At 72.6% G+C, this 17,024-nt stretch carries 15 protein-coding genes; 5 read left to right on the plus strand and 10 right to left on the minus strand.

Translation table 11 applies throughout. From position 1 onward, the window contains the following. Positions 1 to 49: 49 nt before the first annotated feature. From KBC94_RS01105 to KBC94_RS01135, 7 genes are all read right to left on the minus strand, one after another. Complete coding sequence (locus KBC94_RS01105; protein ID WP_294365439.1) at positions 50 to 1,018, minus strand: tripartite tricarboxylate transporter substrate binding protein; 969 nt, start codon at positions 1,016 to 1,018, stop codon at positions 50 to 52. 65 nt (positions 1,019 to 1,083) lie between these two features. Then, the gene (locus tag KBC94_RS01110) at positions 1,084 to 2,358 is read right to left on the minus strand and encodes an alkyl sulfatase dimerization domain-containing protein (RefSeq protein ID WP_294365444.1); all 1,275 of its coding nucleotides are present in this window, start codon (positions 2,356 to 2,358) and stop codon (positions 1,084 to 1,086) included. Continuing rightward, positions 2,355 to 3,716: a DUF1254 domain-containing protein gene (locus tag KBC94_RS01115; RefSeq protein ID WP_294365448.1), complete on the minus strand. Its 1,362-nt coding sequence runs from the start codon at positions 3,714 to 3,716 to the stop codon at positions 2,355 to 2,357. The genes KBC94_RS01110 and KBC94_RS01115 overlap by 4 nt, the downstream gene beginning before the upstream one ends. Then, a complete protein-coding gene (locus KBC94_RS01120) occupies positions 3,713 to 5,083 on the minus strand; it encodes a DUF1254 domain-containing protein (RefSeq protein WP_366934624.1) in 1,371 nt (456 codons plus the stop codon). The genes KBC94_RS01115 and KBC94_RS01120 overlap by 4 nt, the downstream gene beginning before the upstream one ends. A gap of 29 nt (positions 5,084 to 5,112) precedes the next feature. Continuing rightward, complete coding sequence (locus tag KBC94_RS01125; RefSeq protein ID WP_294365451.1) at positions 5,113 to 6,150, minus strand: tripartite tricarboxylate transporter substrate binding protein; 1,038 nt, start codon at positions 6,148 to 6,150, stop codon at positions 5,113 to 5,115. 41 nt (positions 6,151 to 6,191) lie between these two features. Further along, a complete protein-coding gene (locus KBC94_RS01130) occupies positions 6,192 to 8,357 on the minus strand; it encodes an acetate--CoA ligase family protein (protein WP_294365453.1) in 2,166 nt (721 codons plus the stop codon). 13 nt (positions 8,358 to 8,370) lie between these two features. Next, positions 8,371 to 9,423: a porin gene (locus tag KBC94_RS01135; RefSeq protein ID WP_294365455.1), complete on the minus strand. Its 1,053-nt coding sequence runs from the start codon at positions 9,421 to 9,423 to the stop codon at positions 8,371 to 8,373. Positions 9,424 to 9,665: 242 nt separating this feature from the next. Here KBC94_RS01135 and KBC94_RS01140 point away from each other — a divergent pair, with 242 nt between their 5' ends. Next, on the plus strand, positions 9,666 to 10,274 hold the full coding sequence (locus KBC94_RS01140) for a Crp/Fnr family transcriptional regulator (protein WP_294365456.1): 609 nt from the start codon (positions 9,666 to 9,668) through the stop codon (positions 10,272 to 10,274). 100 nt (positions 10,275 to 10,374) lie between these two features. Here the strand turns inward: KBC94_RS01140 and KBC94_RS01145 are convergent, their stop codons facing one another. From KBC94_RS01145 to KBC94_RS01155, 3 genes are read right to left on the minus strand one after another with little or no spacing between them, the layout of a single operon-like run. Continuing rightward, a complete protein-coding gene (locus KBC94_RS01145) occupies positions 10,375 to 11,619 on the minus strand; it encodes a cyclopropane-fatty-acyl-phospholipid synthase family protein (RefSeq protein ID WP_294365459.1) in 1,245 nt (414 codons plus the stop codon). Beyond that, positions 11,616 to 12,497, minus strand: coding sequence for a DUF1365 family protein (locus KBC94_RS01150; protein ID WP_294365463.1), 882 nt, complete (start codon positions 12,495 to 12,497; stop codon positions 11,616 to 11,618). Before KBC94_RS01150 ends, KBC94_RS01145 begins: the two co-directional genes overlap by 4 nt. Then, a complete protein-coding gene (locus KBC94_RS01155) occupies positions 12,494 to 13,879 on the minus strand; it encodes an NAD(P)/FAD-dependent oxidoreductase (protein WP_294365466.1) in 1,386 nt (461 codons plus the stop codon). The genes KBC94_RS01150 and KBC94_RS01155 overlap by 4 nt, the downstream gene beginning before the upstream one ends. Before the next feature lie 179 nt (positions 13,880 to 14,058). Here KBC94_RS01155 and KBC94_RS01160 point away from each other — a divergent pair, with 179 nt between their 5' ends. The 4 genes from KBC94_RS01160 (at position 14,059) to KBC94_RS01175 (ending at position 17,016) form a co-directional block, all read left to right on the plus strand. After that, on the plus strand, positions 14,059 to 14,658 hold the full coding sequence (locus tag KBC94_RS01160) for a sigma-70 family RNA polymerase sigma factor (protein ID WP_052383735.1): 600 nt from the start codon (positions 14,059 to 14,061) through the stop codon (positions 14,656 to 14,658). Further along, entirely contained in the window at positions 14,655 to 15,335 is a 681-nt protein-coding gene (locus tag KBC94_RS01165; RefSeq protein WP_294365478.1) for a ChrR family anti-sigma-E factor, read from the plus strand. Before KBC94_RS01160 ends, KBC94_RS01165 begins: the two co-directional genes overlap by 4 nt. A 224-nt stretch (positions 15,336 to 15,559) precedes the next feature. Next, a complete protein-coding gene (locus KBC94_RS01170; RefSeq protein ID WP_234191784.1) occupies positions 15,560 to 16,066 on the plus strand; it encodes a sigma-70 family RNA polymerase sigma factor in 507 nt (168 codons plus the stop codon). Beyond that, entirely contained in the window at positions 16,063 to 17,016 is a 954-nt protein-coding gene (locus KBC94_RS01175; RefSeq protein WP_294365481.1) for a FecR domain-containing protein, read from the plus strand. The genes KBC94_RS01170 and KBC94_RS01175 overlap by 4 nt, the downstream gene beginning before the upstream one ends. Positions 17,017 to 17,024 lie beyond the last annotated feature (8 nt).

Below are 17,024 nucleotides of genomic sequence, written 5' to 3' on the forward strand. Positions count from 1 at the left end.
CGCCAGACCAAGGGGCCTTCGGGCCCCTTTTCTTTGGGCGCGGCGGCTTTCAATCCAGGCTGAGGTTGATCGAGCGGATGAGCCCGCGCCAGTCCTGGAGATCCTGGCGGATCACCGCGCCGAACTGCGCAGGCGTGGTCTGCGGAAGATCGTCGAAGTTGAGTTCCCGCATGCGCCGCACCACCTCGGGGTCGACCAGGGCCTTCTGCACGGCCGCATTGAGGCGTCCGATGATGTCCGGCGGCGTGTGCGCGGGTGCCAGCAGGCCGTACCAGCTGTAGGTGGTGAAGGGATAGCCGGCTTCCGTCATCGTGGGCACGTCGGGCAGCATCGGCAGCCGCTTGGGGCCGCTGTTGGCCAGGGCGCGCACGCGCCCCGCCTTGACCAGTTCGATGGTCGACGAGGTGTCGCCGAAGGCGGCGTCCACCTGCCGGCCCGCCAGGTCCTGCACGCAGGGGCTGGTGCCCTTGTAGGGCACATGCAGCATGTCGATGCCGGCCTGCTTCTTCAGGCTTTCCATGGCCAGGTGTCCGCCTGAGCCGGCGCCCCAGGAGCAGTAGCTGTACTTGCCGGGATGCGCCTTCACCTCGCGCACGAACTCGTCGAGCGTGCGGGCTGGAAAGTCCGGACGCACCAGCAGCAGGTTGCCGCCGCGGCCGATCTGGGCGATGGGTGCCAGGTCCTTGACCGGGTCGTAGGGCAGCTTCCGGTAGAGGCCGGGATTGACCACCACCGACGCCGCATAGGTGAACAGCAGCCGGTAGCCATCCGGTGCCGCCCGGGCGCCGGCCTCCACGCCCAGCACGCCGTTGGCACCCGGCTTGTTCTCGACCACGAAGGGCTGGCCGAGTTGCTTTCCGAGGAATTCGGCCATGATGCGCGCGATGGTGTCCGTGCCACCGGCCGGTGCAGTGGGCACGATCAGCGTCACCGGACGTTGTGGGTACGGTTCGGCGGCGTGACTGGACGCGCAGATGGCGGCAAGGAAAAGTGCGCCGTGGCGCAGGATGGTGGGCATGGGTGTCTCCGTGATCGGGATGTTGCAGGGCCGGCAGGTGGGCAAGGGCGCGGGAGGGGGCGCCGTCAGCCAGCGCCCGGCCGCGGGGGCAGGGTGGCGTCCAGGCGCTCGGCACTGCTGAGAAAGAGATTGCGCGACACATAGCTGCGCACCTGGCCGGCGCGCTCGCGCAGCCACGCAGCCTTGAGCCGGCGGGCCTCGGCGAATTCGGCCGCCTCGCCCTCGGCGGTGGCCAGCAGGTCTACCACGTGCAGGGCCAGTTGCCATTCGCCACGCGACGCAAGTGCGGCGGCGCGGGCCAGCACGCCGGCCTTGTCCGTGATGGCGGCGCCGACCTCCCGCGCGACCCGGTCGGGCGGGGCGGGATGCAGGCTGGTCGGGTTGCGGTCCCACCAGCCGTTCTCGGCGCGGTAGACGTCCCGCACCACATAGCTCGGCTCGCCATAGGTGGGCTTGAGCCAGTCGACGCCGAAGATCTCCTTGGGATAGTCCAGCCGCGCGAGGATCTGGCGCTCGTCCAGTCCCTCATTCATCAGCGCGACGGTCCGCTCCCGCAACCAGCGCAGGGCGCGCGCCGTGTGCAGCAGCACGTCCTGCACGCGCTGGGCGCCACGCAGCGTCGGGCCGAACTCGCGGACGGCGACCTCCGGGCGCAGCGCGGCGAGTTGCTCCAGCGTGCGCGCCCAGCGGACCGGGTCGCGCAGCGTGCGCAGCGGCGTGCCGACATTGGGCATGGAGTCGATCAGGGCCGCGCCACCATAGAGCACCCGCTGGGCAGGCGACCACAGCACGATGGCATCGTCCGTCTCCGATGGGGCCCACCTCAGCTCGACGCGCCGCTCGTCGTGCCCGATCGTCAGCCGGTCCTCGAAGGTCTCGTCGGGGTCGTGCAGCGCCAGGTGGCGTTCGAAGAAGGCGGCGGGCCGGCGGAACTGCATCTCCGCCAGCCGGTGCTGCAGGCCGGCTGTCTCGCGGTAGCGCGCGTGACGGCGCAGCACGCCTGCATGGGCGATCACCCGGGGCCGCGGATCGCCGCGCTGCGCGGCATGGGCCAGCCACTGGTCCACGCCGGCGTTGTAGCCCAGGTGCCCATGGCTGAAGCACAGGGCGTGCAGCGGGGCATCGCTCAGCGCGCGCAGCGCATCGATCATGCCCGCGGTGACCCGGCCGCCGGGCCCGGCGTCCATCACCACCAGGCCCACATCGGTTTCGGCCGCGAAGGAATGGCCCTGGCCGCGCAGCAGATGCAGCCCGGGTCCGACGGTTTCGCTGCCTTCGCCGACGATGAGGAAGGGCTTTTCGGCGCTGGCGCCGCCCGGCGTGGGTTGCGGCAGGGTCATGCGCGTGACTCCGGACCCGGGGCGTCCGCCGTTCCCGCGGGCCGGCCGGTCACGCGCAGCGCGGGCGGACGCCAGCGGTCCTCCAGCAGGGCCGGCCGCGGGATGTAGGCCCGCAGGCAGAGGTAGAACTCGCCGGCTGGCGCGGGCAGCCAGTTGGCGCGCACGTCCGGCTCTTGCGGTGCCTCGTGCGCGATGTGGATCGTGAGGCTGCCGTCGGCTGCCCAGGCCAGCCCGGCGCTGCGGTCGCCGATGGCGTAGCGGTCGATGGGGTTGGCGACCAGCATGTAGTCGCGGGCGTCGTAGAGCGTGATCGACCAGAAGGCGTCGACGGGCGGGGTGGCACCGGGCGCGAAGTGCAGGGCGTACACGCGGCGGCCGGTGAGCGGCTCGCCGTCCTCATCCTTCCAGGCCAGGGGGTAGTAGGCCTCGGCGCTTTCGAGCATGCCGATGTACTTGAGCGCCACAAGGGCCCGCGCCCGGTGGTCGTCGCCGAAGCTGCCTTCCACGAGGGGCGGCAGCGTCCAGCCTTCGGCCGTCTGTCGTCCCGTCTCGGTGTTGCGCAACAGGGCCAGCGCCTCGTCCAGGGCCTGGCCCAGGCGGCGCAAGGCCTCGTCCGCCGGCGGTGGCCCGGCGGGATCGAGCCCCAGCGCCGCGAGCGCGGCGATCTGCGGCAGGTCGGAGGCGGGCGGCGGGTTTTCGCCGAGTGCCGCCCGCACCTGGTGGGCAAAGTGCGCCGGCCCGGCGGGCGCCGACGGATCGCAGTCGGGGTCGAAGGCCCGCGGCCTGGGCGGGCGGCCGGCGACCCAGTCGCCAAGGCGGTGCAGCCGCAGTCCGTCCTGCACGGCATGGGCGCCCGGCAGGTCGTGCTCGCCATCCACCAGGATGCGGCCGATGACCCAGACCCAGGGCGTGGGGCAGGGCACGCGGGTGCCGGCCGACTGCAGTGCCTCCGGTAGCTCGCCCTGCCAGCCCGGCGGCGTGAGCACGAAGCGCCGCGCCGCATTGCCGGTCAGTCGCGTGCCCAGATGTGCGAAGGGATTGGTGAAGAAGTCGAGCAGGCCCAGCACGTAGTAGCGGCCCTGTGTGTCGGGCACTTCGACGACCAGCGGCTCGTCGTCGACATGGAGCCAGGCCGTCGAGTAGAGCGTGTCGTTGTTGGGCGTGACCACGCGGCTGCGCCCGGGCGCGAGCAGGCTGCGGCTGTGGGTGAAGACGTTGCACCATCGTTGGCCTTCGGGCGCCTCGCCGTGGGCCGCCACCCGCCTGGGGGAGGTCGCGGCCCGCATGCGGCGCATTTCGTAGAGCGGATAGGCATAGACGATGGCCTCGCGGTCGGCGGTGCTGGTCGCGGGGCTCATGCCGTTGCTCCCCAGGCCTGCAGGGCGGGTATGCGCCAGGTGCGGGCCTCTTCGCGCGGATGGTAGAGGCGCAGGATCAGGTAGAAGCGGCCCGCCGGCGTCGGCAGCCAGTTGGCGTCGTCGGCCGGGCGGTCGTGGCTGAAGACCAGCCGCAGGCCGCCGTCCGCATCGCGCCGCAGGCCGGGCGTGCGGTCGCCGATGGCATGGCGGCCGAGCGCATTGGCATGGAGGAAGCGGTCCGCGTCGTACAGCGTGACCGACCAGAAGGCGTCGGCCGGCGGCAGTGCATCGGCCTCGAAGCGCATCGTGTAGCGGCGGCTGCCGTCCAGGGCGTCGCCGGCGGCATCGAAATGGCCCGCCGCGTAGAGCGCTTCGGTGGTGGCCAGCGCACCCAGGCCGATGTAGGCCGTCAGCGCACGGGTCAGGTGGTCGTTGCCATAGCGCCCGGCCCGGCCGGCCAGCACCCAGGGCTTGCGGCGTCGGCTGCGTGCCGCTTCGCCGACCAGCCGGGTCGCCTCGGCCAGCCCTTGCTGCAGACCCTCGCGCGTGGGCGCGTCCAGGGCCGCCCAGTCGAAGCCGGAGCCCGGCCGCAACCCGGCCTGGCCCAGCCATGCGACCAGCCCCACGTCCTCGGGCCGGCCGGGGGCATCGGCCAGCGCGCGGCAGAGGTTGCCGAAGAAGCGCCTGGCCACGTCGTGCGTGGGCACGCCGGCCTGCATGTCGGCCATGGCGTCCACGGGCTCGCCCTCCCAGGCCGCCACGCAGGCCGGCACACGACTCGGGCCGGTGCCCTCGGCCGGCGCGAGCCGGATGCCGGCCTGCAGGGCACGGGCCGCGGGCCAGTCGGCCTCGTCGCCGACCAGGATGCGGCCGATCAGCCACACCAGCGTGGTGGGGCAGGGCACGTGCCGCAGGTGCGCAAGCGCCGCCGGGGCGCGCTGGCCGGGTCCGAGCAGCAGCACCTGCTCGCCCTGGGCGCTGCAGTTGCGCGGGCCGAGGTTCTCGAAGTTCTCGGTGTAGGCGTCGTAGAGCGCCAGCACGAAGTAGCGGCCGGGATGCTCGGCCGCCGCCGGAACCGTCAGCACGCAGGGGCCGTCGCCCAGGTGGATCCATGCCGTGGTGTAGAGCAGGTCGTTGGCCGGCGTGACGATGTCGCGGTCCTGGTCGGTGGAAGGTCGGGTGATGGCATGGAGCGCGTTGATGGGGGCCCGCGGCGCCAGGCCCGGATGGCCGGTCTGCAGGCGGCAGGTGCGCACCGATTCGACCAGGGGATAGCCGTGCACGAAGGCGGTCAGGCCCACGGCGCGGGCCAGGTCGCGGCGGCCGGCGTCCAGGCCGGTGAGGGTGTCAGGGGAGGTCATGATCATGGGCGGATGCAAAGGGGTTGATGGGTGGCTCAGTCCAGCCGCGCGCCGGTGGCTTCGACCAGGCGCATCGACACGGGCAGGAAGCGGCGGTAGCTGTCGGCCGCCTGCGCCGGCAGGTTGCCGATGGGCTCGGCGCCGAGGGCGGCGATGCGGGCGCGCAGTGCGGGGTTCTGGAGCGCGGCCTGGACCTCCCGGCCCAGCCGCTCGACCACCGCGTCGGGCACCCGGGCGGGCGCCATCAGCGAGATGGGGCCGGTCAGCGCATAGACCTCGTCCGTGAAGCCCTGCTCGGCGAAGGTGGGCACCTCGGGCAGCACCTGCGCGCGCGTGGTGCCGGCGGTGGCAACCGCACGCAGCCGGCCCGCCTGGATGTAGGGCGCCAGCGTGGTGGTCGAGCCCACGGTCATCTGGACCGTGCCGGCCACGAGGTCCATGGCCATCGGCGCCTCGCCCTTGTAGGCCACGTGCAGCGTGTGCAGGCCGTAGTGCCGGTCCATGAAGACCTGGATCTGGTGCGGCTGCGTGCCGGCGCCCCAGGAGCCCATGGCGAAGCGTCCCGGCTGGGCACGGATGCGCTCGATCAGCCCGGCGAAGTCGCGCGCCTGCACCGACGGATGCACCGCCAGCACCGTGCGGGGCGTCGCCACGTCCGAGACCATGCGCAGATCCGTGCGCGGGTCGTAGGGCAGACGCTTGTAGAGCACCAGGTTGGCGGCGATCGGTCCTGGCACGGTCAGCAGCAGCGTGAGGCCGTCGGGCGCACTCTTGGCTACCGCATCGGTGCCGATGATGCCGCCCGCGCCGGCGCGGTTCTCCACGATCACGGGCTGGCCCAGGCGGGGCGACAGTGCCTCGGCCAGGAGCCGGGCCAACGTGTCCGTGGAGCCGCCGGGCGCGTACTGCACCACGATGCGCAGCGCACGGCTGGGCCAGCCGTCGGTGGCCGGGGTGGAGGCCTGCGTCGTGCGCAGCGGCAGTGCGCCCGCGGCCAGGGCGGACAGGCCCGCCAGAAGGCGTCGCCGTCCGGCATCGGCGGTCTGCGCGCCATCCGCCGACCGGTTGCGCATGCCTGCGGCGCCAGCAGATGGCGAAGGGCGCGTCGGGCCGTTCATGCCTGGCCTTTCGTGCCGATGGCATGCGCGGCGCCGGCCGCGGGCGGTGACGGCGACCGGCCGACCACGAGGGCATCCACCGCCACGCAGCCGCCTTCGCTTCTCGGGCGGACGATCAGCGGATTGATCTCGGCGCTCTCCAGCGTGTCGCCGGCCCGGCGGGCCAGATCGGCCAGGGCGCACAGGGTGTCGGCCAGGCCGTCCAGGTCGGCCGGCGGCCGGCCGCGCGCGCCGTCGAGCACGGCGAAGGCGCGCAGCTCGCGCACCATCGCCAGTGCCTCCTCACGGTCCACCGGCAGCACCCGAACGGCCACGTCGCGCAGCAGCTCGGCATGGATGCCGCCCAGGCCGACGAGCAGCACCGGCCCGAAGACCGGATCCTGTCGCACGCCGGCGATGCATTCGGTGCCGCCTTGCACCATGCGCGCCACCAGGGCGCCGTCCCGCGTCGCATCGGGGCGGCGCTGCGCCACGCGGGCCTGCAGTTCGCGGTAGGCGGCCTGGACGGCGGCGGCGCCCTCCAGCCCCAGCATCACGCCGCCGGCCTCGGTCTTGTGCGGCAGGTCGGCGCTGACCACCTTCAGGGCCACGGTGCCGCCCACCGACTGCGCGGCATCGGCCGCCTCCGCCGCGCCGTGCACCCAGCGGTGCGCGACCACCGGCACGCCGCATTCGGCCAGCAGCCCCAGGGCGGCCGGCTCGCTCAGGGCGCCCGGCGCCAGGCGGATCGGCGCCCCGCGCGAGGCGGGCTCGGTCACCACACGCGGTGCCTGCCCGGCGAGGCGGGCGATGGTGCGGATGCCGTCGGACGGATCGGCGAAGACCAGGCAGCGCATGGCCTCGAGCTCGGCCCGGCGCGCAGCCGGCATCAGCGTGCTGATGGCCAGCAGGGTGTCGGGGAAGGCCTCGCGCAGCGAGGCGACCAACGAGCGCAGCACCGGCCAGAACGCCTCGGACGCGCCGGCCGCTGCGAGGAAGCCCATCCACGACGCGAAGCCCTGGTCCTCCAGCATGAGGCGCGCGCTGCGCTCCATCAGGGTGAAGTCGTTGGTCACCTGGCCCGTGATGTCCACGGGATTGCGCGGTGCCGCGAAGGGCACCCATTCGCGCAGCGTGGCCTGGGCCTGGGGGCTGAGGGGGCGTACGTCCAGGCCCTGGGCGTGCGCGGCGTCGGCCATCAGCGCGCCCACGCCGCCCGACAGGGTGAACAGGCCCAGGCTGCGGTTGCGCGGCCGGCCGGCCACGGCCGCGCTGTGGGCCAGGTCGAAGAACTCGGTGAGCGTGTGGGCGCGCATCACGCCATGGCGGCGCATCACGGCCTCGTACACCGCGTCGTCGCCGGCCAGCGCGGCGGTGTGCGAGACCGCGGCCTCGGCGCCCAGCGCGGTCTGGCCGACCTTGACCATGACCACCGGCTTGCCCGCCGCCTGCGCCAGGGCCAGGGCCTCGCGCAGCCGCTCGCCGTCGCGGCAGCCTTCCATGTAGCCCATGATCACGTCGGTGCCGGGGTCGCGGGCCAGCCAGGCCAGGCAGTCGGCGAACTGCACGTCGGCCTCGTTGCCGGTGGTGGCCCACAGCGACAGGCCCACGCCCCGCTCACGCGCCATGGCATAGGCATAGGCACCGAAGGCGCCGGACTGGCTCACCAGCCCGATGCGGCCCGGCGCGACCCGTCCCACGCCGGGCGCGGGCGAGAAGGTGGCGTAGACCTGGTTTCGCAGGTTCATGAAGCCCAGGCAGTTGGGGCCCACGAGCCGGATGCCGGCCTCGCGCACGCGCCGGCCGAGCCGCGCCTGCGCGGCAACGCCGTCGCCGCCGATCTCGGCATAGCCCGACGAGAACAGCACCAGCCCGCGCACGCCGGCCGCGATGGCGTCTTCCACCGCGTCCTCGACGCGGGCGGCGGGCACCGACAGGATGGCCAGGTCCACCGGCGCGCCGATGGACTGCAGGCTGGCATGGGCGTGCAGGCCCTGGACCTGGTCGGTGGTCGGATTGACCGCATAGAGGCGGCCTTCGTAGCCGAAGCGCCGCAGGTAGTCCACCGGGATGCCGCCGATCTTCTGCGGGTTGGCCGAGGCGCCGACCACGGCGATCGCGCGCGGGTTGAAGAGGGCGGAGAGGCTGTCGAGCCGGCTCTGGAGGGAGTGCAGGGTGTCCATGGGGAAAGCAGGCTCAGAAGTTGTGCCGGATGCCGGCGGCCAGCACGCGCACTGCGTCGCCGCTGTTGGCGGCCACCGTGACACCGGCCAGCGTGGCCGAGGCGTCGGCATGGTTGCCCAGGCCCAGCCAGCGGGCGTAGAGCGTGGTCCGCCGGCTGAGGTGGTGGTCGTAGCCCAGCGTCCAGCCCAGCTGGCGGCGCGCGCTGTCGTCCACCCGGCGGTCCACCGCCTCGACCATCAGCTGCGACATCGCGGTGAAGCTGTAGCGCGCGCCCAGGCTGGTCAACCGGGCCTGCGGCACGCCCGCCAGGCTGGAGCGCACACGCACGTGGTTGGCGTACAGGTCGAGGTCGCCGAGCTTGTAGGTGGCGCTCAGCGCCTGGTAGGTGGTGCGGGGCGGATCGGCCAGGGGCGCGGTGGCGCTGCCTCCATGCGCGCGCTGGAAGGCATAGGCCAGCGTCAGCCGCTCGCCCGTCCAGCCCGCCGCGGCGCCCTCGAACTGGCCGCTGCGCCGGCTGGCCTGCGCGGCTTCGCCGAAGCCGAAGGCCGCATCGAGCCAGAAGCCGTCGCCCTGCGGCGTCCGGTAGCGCACCATGTTGCTGGCCCGCCCGGCGAAGGCCTGCGCGCCCGGCTGCGCGTCGGTCGCCGCCACCAGGTTGAGCGGGGAGAACACGGCGTTGAGGCCGTAGGGATCGGCCCGGAACAGCGTGTAGAACATCGGCGTGTACATGCGCCCCAGGTCCACCTGGCCCCAGGCGCCGGCCAGGCTCACGAAGGACTGGCGCGTGAAGCTCAGCTCCGGGCCGGGCAGGTTGCCCAGGCCGGTGTCGGGCGAGATGCCGCTTTCGAGCACGAAGCCGGCGCGCAGCCCGCCGCCCAGGTCCTCGGTGCCGCGAAAACCCAGGCGCGAGGCGGTGTGGCCGCCGTCCTGCATCCGCGTCCACGAGCTGCTGCCGCTGCGGGCGTGGGCCACGTACAGGTCCACCGTGCCGTACATCGTGACGCCTTGCGCCCACGCGCCGGCGCCCGCCGCCAGCCCGAGGCCGGCTGCCAGGAAAGTCTTCATGCTTGCTTGTCTCCGTGGGGCCGTCCGGCCCTTGTCGTGGTTTGAACGGGTTCCACGATAGGCAGGCGAAAGCCCAAAATCTGTCAATCCACCGACACAAATACGGAGAGCACCCCCTGGCGAACCCGAAGACGGGCTCCATCCGGCCGGCCTCGCAGGCGGCGCTCATCGAGCGCGGTCTGCGCTGGTGCGAGCTGTTTTCCACCTGGCCGGCGCACTGCCTCCAGCGGCTGATCCCGGCCGTGCGGCTGCGGCGCTACCGTCGTGGTGCGCAGGTGCTGGGGCATGACAGCGCGCGGCGCGAACTGCTGGTCGTGGTGTCGGGCAGCCTGGAGGTGGCCGCGGTCAACGAGTCCGGCCGGCGCTATGTCAACTCACTGCTGGGACCGCGCCATGTGGTCCCGCTGGTGCGCTTGCTCGACGACGTGCCGCTGAGCTATGGCTACGACGCGCACGAGGATTCGGTGGTGCTGCACATCCCGGCCGACGCCGTGATCGAGGTGCTGGACGCCGACCCGGGCCTGTGGCGCGAGGTGGCGCGGCTGGCGCTGTACCGGCAGCGGCTGAGCGTGGGCTCGCTGCGCGCGCAGATGGTGGGCTCGATCCAGCGACGGCTGGCGGCCACCCTGCTGAACATGGAGATGGGCTACCACCTGTCGGGGCAACCCGCCCGCGAGGGCCTCCTGCAGGTGTCGCAGGCCGACCTGGCCGCGATGCTCGGCCTGTCGCGCCAGACGATCAACAAGGAACTCGCCCACCTGCGCGGCCTGGGCCTGGTCGACTACGGGGGAGGCTACAAGCGCCTGCGCATCGTCGATCTGGCGGCCCTGCAGCGGCTTGTCGAGACCTGAGAAGGTCTGACCGAAGCCGCCATGGCCGCTCGGCCGCGCCGGTTTCATTCACACCCTCCGAGGGCGCAGCCTGGCGCGGCGCATGCCCCCGCGCCGCTGCTCAGCGGCCGTGCTCGAAGACGTACAGCCCGACGTCGATCCGTCCCTCGCGGAAGCCCGCCTCGCAATAGGCCAGGTAGTACTCCCACAGGCGGTGGAAGCGTTCGTCGAAGCCCAGCGGCTGGATCGATGCCCATTGCGCCATGAAGCGGCGGCGCCACTCGGCCAGGGTCAGCGCATAGCTGTGGCCGAAGCGCTGCACCTCGGCCAGCTTCAGACCCACCCGCTCACCCTGCTCGCGCATGAGGGTGGGCGTGGGCAGCATGCCGCCCGGGAAAATGAAGCGCTGGATGAAGTCGGCACCGGCGCGGTAGCGCGCGAAGGCCGATTCGTCGATGGTGATCGCCTGGACGACGACGCGGCCGCCGGCCGCCAGCCGGTCCTTCAGCACCTGGAAGTAGGTCGGCCACCAGGCCTCGCCCACGGCCTCGATCATCTCGATGGAGACGATGCGGTCGAACTGGCCCTGCACGTCCCGGTAGTCCTGCAGCCGAAGGTCGACGCGCTCGTGCAGGCCGGCCTGCGCCGCGCGGTCCTGGGCGCAGCGCAGCTGCTCGGTGGACAGCGTGAGGCCGGTGACGCGGGCACCGGCCTGGGCGATCTGGCGCGCCAGGCCGCCCCAGCCGCAGCCGATCTCCAGCACCGACTGCTCGGGCGCCACGTCGAGCAGCTCGACGATCCGGCTGAGCTTGCGGGCCTGCGCGGCTTCGAGCGTCTCGTGGTCGTCGGCGTAGATGGCGCTGGAGTACTGCAGGCCCGGGTCGAGCCAGCGTTCGTAGAAGGCGTTGCCCAGGTCGTAGTGGAAAGCGATGTTGTCGCGGCTGCCCGCGCGACTGTTGTCGCGGCGCAGATGGGCCAGCCGGGCCAGCCACCGGGCCGGCCGCATGCCGTCGATGGCGCCTTGCCATGCGGCCTCGTTGGCGGCGCCGAGTTCCAGCACGGCCAGCAGGTCGGGCGTGGACCATTCGCCTTCACGATAGGCAATGGCCAGCCCCAGGTCGCCCTGCGCCAGCAGCCGCAGCAGCGGACGCCAGCGGTGCAGCCGGATCAGCGCCTGCGGACCGGGCAGCGTGCCCCGCGCCTCAAGACGCTCGCCGTGCGGCAGTTGCACGATCAGGTGCCCGGCCTTCAGCTGTCGCAGCAGGGGCCGGATGCAGCGCCGTGCCAGCAGCGCCGCCAGCAGGCCGGGCCGTCGCGAGTCGGGCGGCGGTGTCAGGTCGCAGGAGGGGTCGAGGGGAGCGGTCATGGCGTGGGACGCAAGGTGGCGGACGGGCCGGAGGGCAGGGCCGGGGACTCTGCCGGCGACACGGTAACCGGATTCTGGGGAGGCGCCGGCCTGGCCACCAGGCCGACGCCCTTGAGCCACAGCCGCAGCGCCTCCCAGTGGATGGCGCCGATCACCTTGAGCGTGAGCAGCGGATGGCTGAAGAAGGCCCGCAGCAGCGCCGCATCGCCCAGCGGACGGGCCCGCGCGTCCAGCCGCGCCACCAGCAGCGGGCCCTGGGCGTCGACCGCGTCCACGCCCACCGCCAGCCGGCTGTCGGCGCCGGCAGCGGTCTCGGGCGGACGGATGCGGAAGCGGTAGTGCATGTCCAGCCCCAGGAAGGGCGAGACGTACAGCTGCTTGTCGCAGCGCTGCTCGATGACACCGGCGTGGTCCGCCGCGACGGGCAGCAGGTAGCTGTGGCGCTGGCCGAAGGTGTTGTTGACCTCGTAGAGGATGGCCTGCAGGCCGCCCGTCGGCGCATCGCAGAAGTACACGCTCAGCGGATTGAAGGCATAGCCGAGGATGCGCGGCATGGTCAGCAGGCGGATGCGCCCGCCCGTCGGCAGGCCGGCGGCCTGCAACTGCTGCTCCACGTGCGCGCGAGGCCCCTGCGCATCGCCGGCGCCGTAGTCCCGCCAGTGCAGGCTGAACAGGTTGAAGCGCCCGAGCGAAAAGAGCCGGCTGCGCGCCGCAAGGGCCGGCACGCGGTCGATGTCCAGCAGCAGCGAATACACGCGATAGCCCAGCCGATGCCGCCGGGGCCGCAGGCGCTGGTGCATCACGCGGCCGAGGTACAGCGCCTGCCCGTCGCCCTGTGCGGCGTCGTGCGCGCCAGCAGCCACCGGACGCCCGCTCACGCGGCCACCTCGGCCGGCTGGGAGCCGATGTGGATGCGGCCCGATTCGTTCGCGACCTGCCACGGCCGGCGTACGCCGCCCAGGGCCTCGGCCACGGCCAGTCCCGACTGCAGGCCGTCCTCGTGGAAGCCCGAGCCGAAGTAGGCGCCGCAGTACCACACGCGCCGCTGACCCTGGATCGACCAGAGTGCCCGTTGCGCCTCGATGGCCCGCGCGTCGAACAGCGGATGCTCGTAGACCTGCGTGCGGATCAGGTGATCGCCATGCGGTTCGACGATGGGATTGAGCGTGACGAACAGCGGCGTCTTCTCGTCGATGCCCTGCAGCCGGTTCATCCAGTAGGTGACACAGGGCGCGCCGTCGGGCTGGCGGCGGTCGGACAGGTAGTTCCAGCTCGACCAGACGGCGCGGCGCCGCGGCATCAGCGCCGGATCGCTGTGCAGCACGGTGTGATTGCGCGAATAGCGGAAGGCGCCCAGCAGGCGGCTCTCTTCTTCGCTCGGATCCTGCAGCATGCCCAGCGCCTGGTCCGCATGCGCACCGACGACCACGGCATCGAAGCGCTCGGGCCACCAGCCGGCCGCCGTGCGCACCCAGGCGCCTTCGTCATCGCGGCGCAGTGCCACGACCGGCTGGTCGAGGTGCATGCGTTCGCGAAAGCCGGCCGTCAGCCGCTGCACATAGGCCCGGCTGCCGCCCTTCACGGTACGCCAGACGGGACGGCCGTTGACCTGCAGCAGATGATGGTTCTCGCAGAAGCGGATGAAGGCTTCGGTCGGGTAGCGGCCCACCTGGCCGGCGGGCGTGGACCAGATCGCCGCCGCCATCGGATAGAGGTGGTCCTCCCGGAAGGCGCGGCCGTAACCATGGGCGTCCAGGAATTCTTCCAGCGGCTGCAGGCCGGCCTGGGCCGCGAGCGGCGGTGCCTCGCGGTAGAAGCGCATCAGGTCGCGCAGCATGGCCCAGAAGCGCGGGCGCAGCAGGTTGCGCGGCTGCGCGAACAGGCCCTGCAAGTCGGTGCCGGCGTATTCGAGCGCGCCGCCGTCCTGGCTGACGGCGAAGGACATGTCCGAGGCCACCGTCGGCACCTCGAGGTGCGCGAACAGGGCGGTGAGATTGGGGTACGACGGCTCGTTGTAGACGATGAAGCCCGTGTCGACGGGCACATGGCCGCCGCCGGTGGCCGGCGCATCGACCGTGTGGCTGTGGCCGCCCGGGCGAGGCTCGCTTTCGAAGACCGTCACGCGGTGGCGCTGGTTGAGCAGCCAGGCGGCCGACAGGCCGGCGATGCCGCCGCCGACCACCGCGATGTTCAGCGGCGCATCCACGGAGGCGACGGGCGCGGGCGGCAGGCCGGGGGCGACAGGGGTGGTCAGACTCATCGGAACTCCAGGGTGCATGCCGCCTATACGGCCGGCCGTGGATTTTGGATTCGTCCTGTCCTACAGGCGATGCAGCGGATGCCGTGATCCAATCCGCCGGCGGCAACGTAAAGGCCTTCATCATGGAAGCCCGGTACCAGCCGTCGAACGTCCCCCCGCCACGGAAGCGTCCGCTGCCCGTGTCCATCGTGAACCTCGCCGACGCCCAAGCCGTACTCCCCACCTCTGCCGAACTGTGCGACCTGGTTCGCGCCGTGGCCGAGCGTCAGGACCGTACGGCCTTCGCGGTGCTGTTCAAGCACTTCGCGCCACGCGTCAAGACCTACCTCATGCGCGCCGGGGCCGACCCGGATGCCGCGGAGGACCTGGCGCAGGAAACCATGGTGGCGCTCTGGCGCAAGGCCGCGCTCTTCGATGCGCGGCAGGCCGGCGTGTCGACCTGGGTCTTCACCATCGCGCGCAATCTGCGCGTGGACCGCTACCGCCGGCAGGGTGGGGCGGTGGAGGTGCTTTCGGCCGAGCAGGCCGACCTGGATTCCATGCCCGAGGATGCCCCCGCACCGGACGAGCGCCTGCACGCCCGCCGCTGCGAGCACCGGTTGCGCGAGGCGCTGCGGCGCCTGCCGCCCGACCAGGTGCGGGTGCTCCACCTGTCTTATTTCGAGGACCAGCCGCATGCGCGGATCGCCGACGAACTCGGCATCCCCCTGGGCACGGTCAAGTCGCGCGTGCGGCTGGCCGTGGCGCATCTGCGCAAGCTGCTGGACGGCCTGGCATGACGACGATCCGACATCACCCGACCGACGACATGTTGGTCGCACTTGCCGCGGGCACGCTGCCCGCCGGCCCGGCGGCCGTGCTGGCCTGCCATGTGGAAACCTGCCCGGCCTGTGCCGGGCGCCTGATGGACCTCGAAGCCCTGGGCGGCGCCCTGCTGGAGGAACTGCCGGATGCCGGCCTGGCGCCTGAGGCGCTGGCCCTCACGCTGGCCGCCATCGACGCGCCGGCGGCGACGCGTGTCACGCCGTCCCCTGCGCGGCGGGCGCGCGGTCACCGGCTCTCCCGTCCTGAGCTTCCGGCCGGCGCGCACTGGCCGCGTGCCCTGGACGGCTGCAGCGCCACGCCCTGGCGCTGGATCGGCCCTGGCATGCGGTGGAGCCGCCTGCACCTGCCGCAGGATCCGGCGGCCAACGTCTTCCTGCTGCGCATCGGCGCCGGCAAGTTCCTGCCGCCGCACACGCACAGCGAACTGGAACTGACCCAGGTGCTGTGGGGCAGCTTCCATGACGGCCGGGCCCTCTTCGGTCCGGGCGATTTCGATGCGGCGGATGGCGACATCCACCACCAGCCGGTGGTGCAGGCGGGCAGCGAATGCATCTGCCTCGCCTCGGTAGACGGCCGCGTGGTGTTCGACAGCTTCCTCGCGCGCACGCTGGGATCGCTCGTCGGCATGTGACCGGGCGGCACCGGCCGTCCGTTGGGGACGTGCCGGTCGCCGGGGCTCGGCGCTTTCGGCAGGTTCGCCACATCCAGCGGTCAGCTGGATGAAGATGAGAACCACTATCGTTTAAGATGGCGACTCTCCGACACTGCGTGGCAGGGCGGGGCGCGGTGGCCGTCGTGCCATGGCGTCCGTGGCCGGCCGCGCCATGCCCGCCGACCGTTCTCGCCTCGTTCCTCATGCCTGCCGTCTCCGACTCCGTGCAGCGCCACCTCGTGGGCGCGATGTATGTCGAACACCAGGGCTGGCTCCAGGGCTGGCTGCGCCGCAAGCTGGGCAATGCCTTCGACGCCGCCGACCTGACGCACGACACCTTCGTGCGGGTGCTCAGCCGCGACGACGCCCCCCACATCCGCGAGCCCCGCGCCTTCCTGGGCACCATCGCCCATGGCCTGATGGTCAACCTGCTGCGCCGGCGCAGCCTCGAAGCCGCCTATTTGGAGGCGCTGGCCTGCCATGGCGAGGCAGCCTCGCCGTCGCCGGAGGAGCGCGCGCTGGTCGTCGACGCCCTGGTCCAGATCGATGCGCTGCTCGACGGGCTGCCGGCCAAGGTGCGCCGCGCCTTTCTGCTGCTGCAGCTCGAAGGCCTGACGCATGCCGAGATCGCCGCGCAACTCGGCGTCTCGGTCAGCTCGGTGCGGCAGTACATCGCGCGGGCCATGCAGAACTGCCTGCTGCTGCGATGACGCCCTCGCTCGACCCCGAGGTCGCGCGTGCGGCGGCGCTGTGGTTCTCCCGGGCCACCTCGGGCGAGTTCGCGGAATCCGACCGCGCGGCCTGGCTGGCCTGGCGGCGCAGCGATCCGGCCCATGAACAGGCCTGGGCGCAGGTGGAGGCGATCAGCCAGCGCTTCGGCCTGCTGCTGCCGGCAGCCGGCATGGCGGCGCTCGCACGCCCGCGCCCCGAGGCGCGCCGCCGGGCCCTGCGTGCCATCGCCGCATTGGGCGTGACGGGCGGTGCCGGCTGGCTCGCCTGGGAGCAGACGCCCTGGCGCGGCGAGCCCGGCCGCTACCAGACGGCCACCGGCGAGCGGCGCTCGCTCACGCTCGACGACGGCACCGCGCTGATGCTGAACACCGCCACGGAGGTAGCCGTCCACATCGACGGGCAACTGCGCCGCGTGACGCTGCGCCGGGGCGAAATCCAGGTCCGCACCGCGCACGACCCGCAGCAGCGGCCCTTCGTGGTGGCGACGCGCTTCGGCGAGCTGCGCCCCATCGGCACGCGCTTCGTTGTGCGGCAGGAGGACGAGGTCGTGCAACTGACCGTGCTGGAAGGCGCGGTTCAGGCGCAGCACACCACGGCCGCAGCCACGCCGCCGGTAAGGGTGGACGCCAGCCGCAGCGTCCGGCTGGACCGCCACGGCGTCGGCCCCGTGCAGCCCGCGCCGGAGAGCGCCGATGCCTGGACCCAGGGCCTGCTGATGGCCGATGGCATGCGGCTGGCGGACTTCACCGCCGAACTCTCGCGTTACCGCCCCGGGGTGCTGTCCTGTGACCCGGCCGTCGGCGCGCTGCGGTTGTCGGGCGCCTTTCCGCTGGACGACACCGACCGCGCCCTGGCGGCTGCCACGCGCGCGCTGCCGGTGCGGGTCCATCGCCTGACGCGCTGGTGGGTGCGCATCGGTCCCGCCTGATCGGGCCT

It is taken from the genome of Pseudacidovorax sp. (assembly GCF_017991995.1).
In the GTDB taxonomy this organism is placed as follows: domain Bacteria; phylum Pseudomonadota; class Gammaproteobacteria; order Burkholderiales; family Burkholderiaceae_C; genus Xenophilus.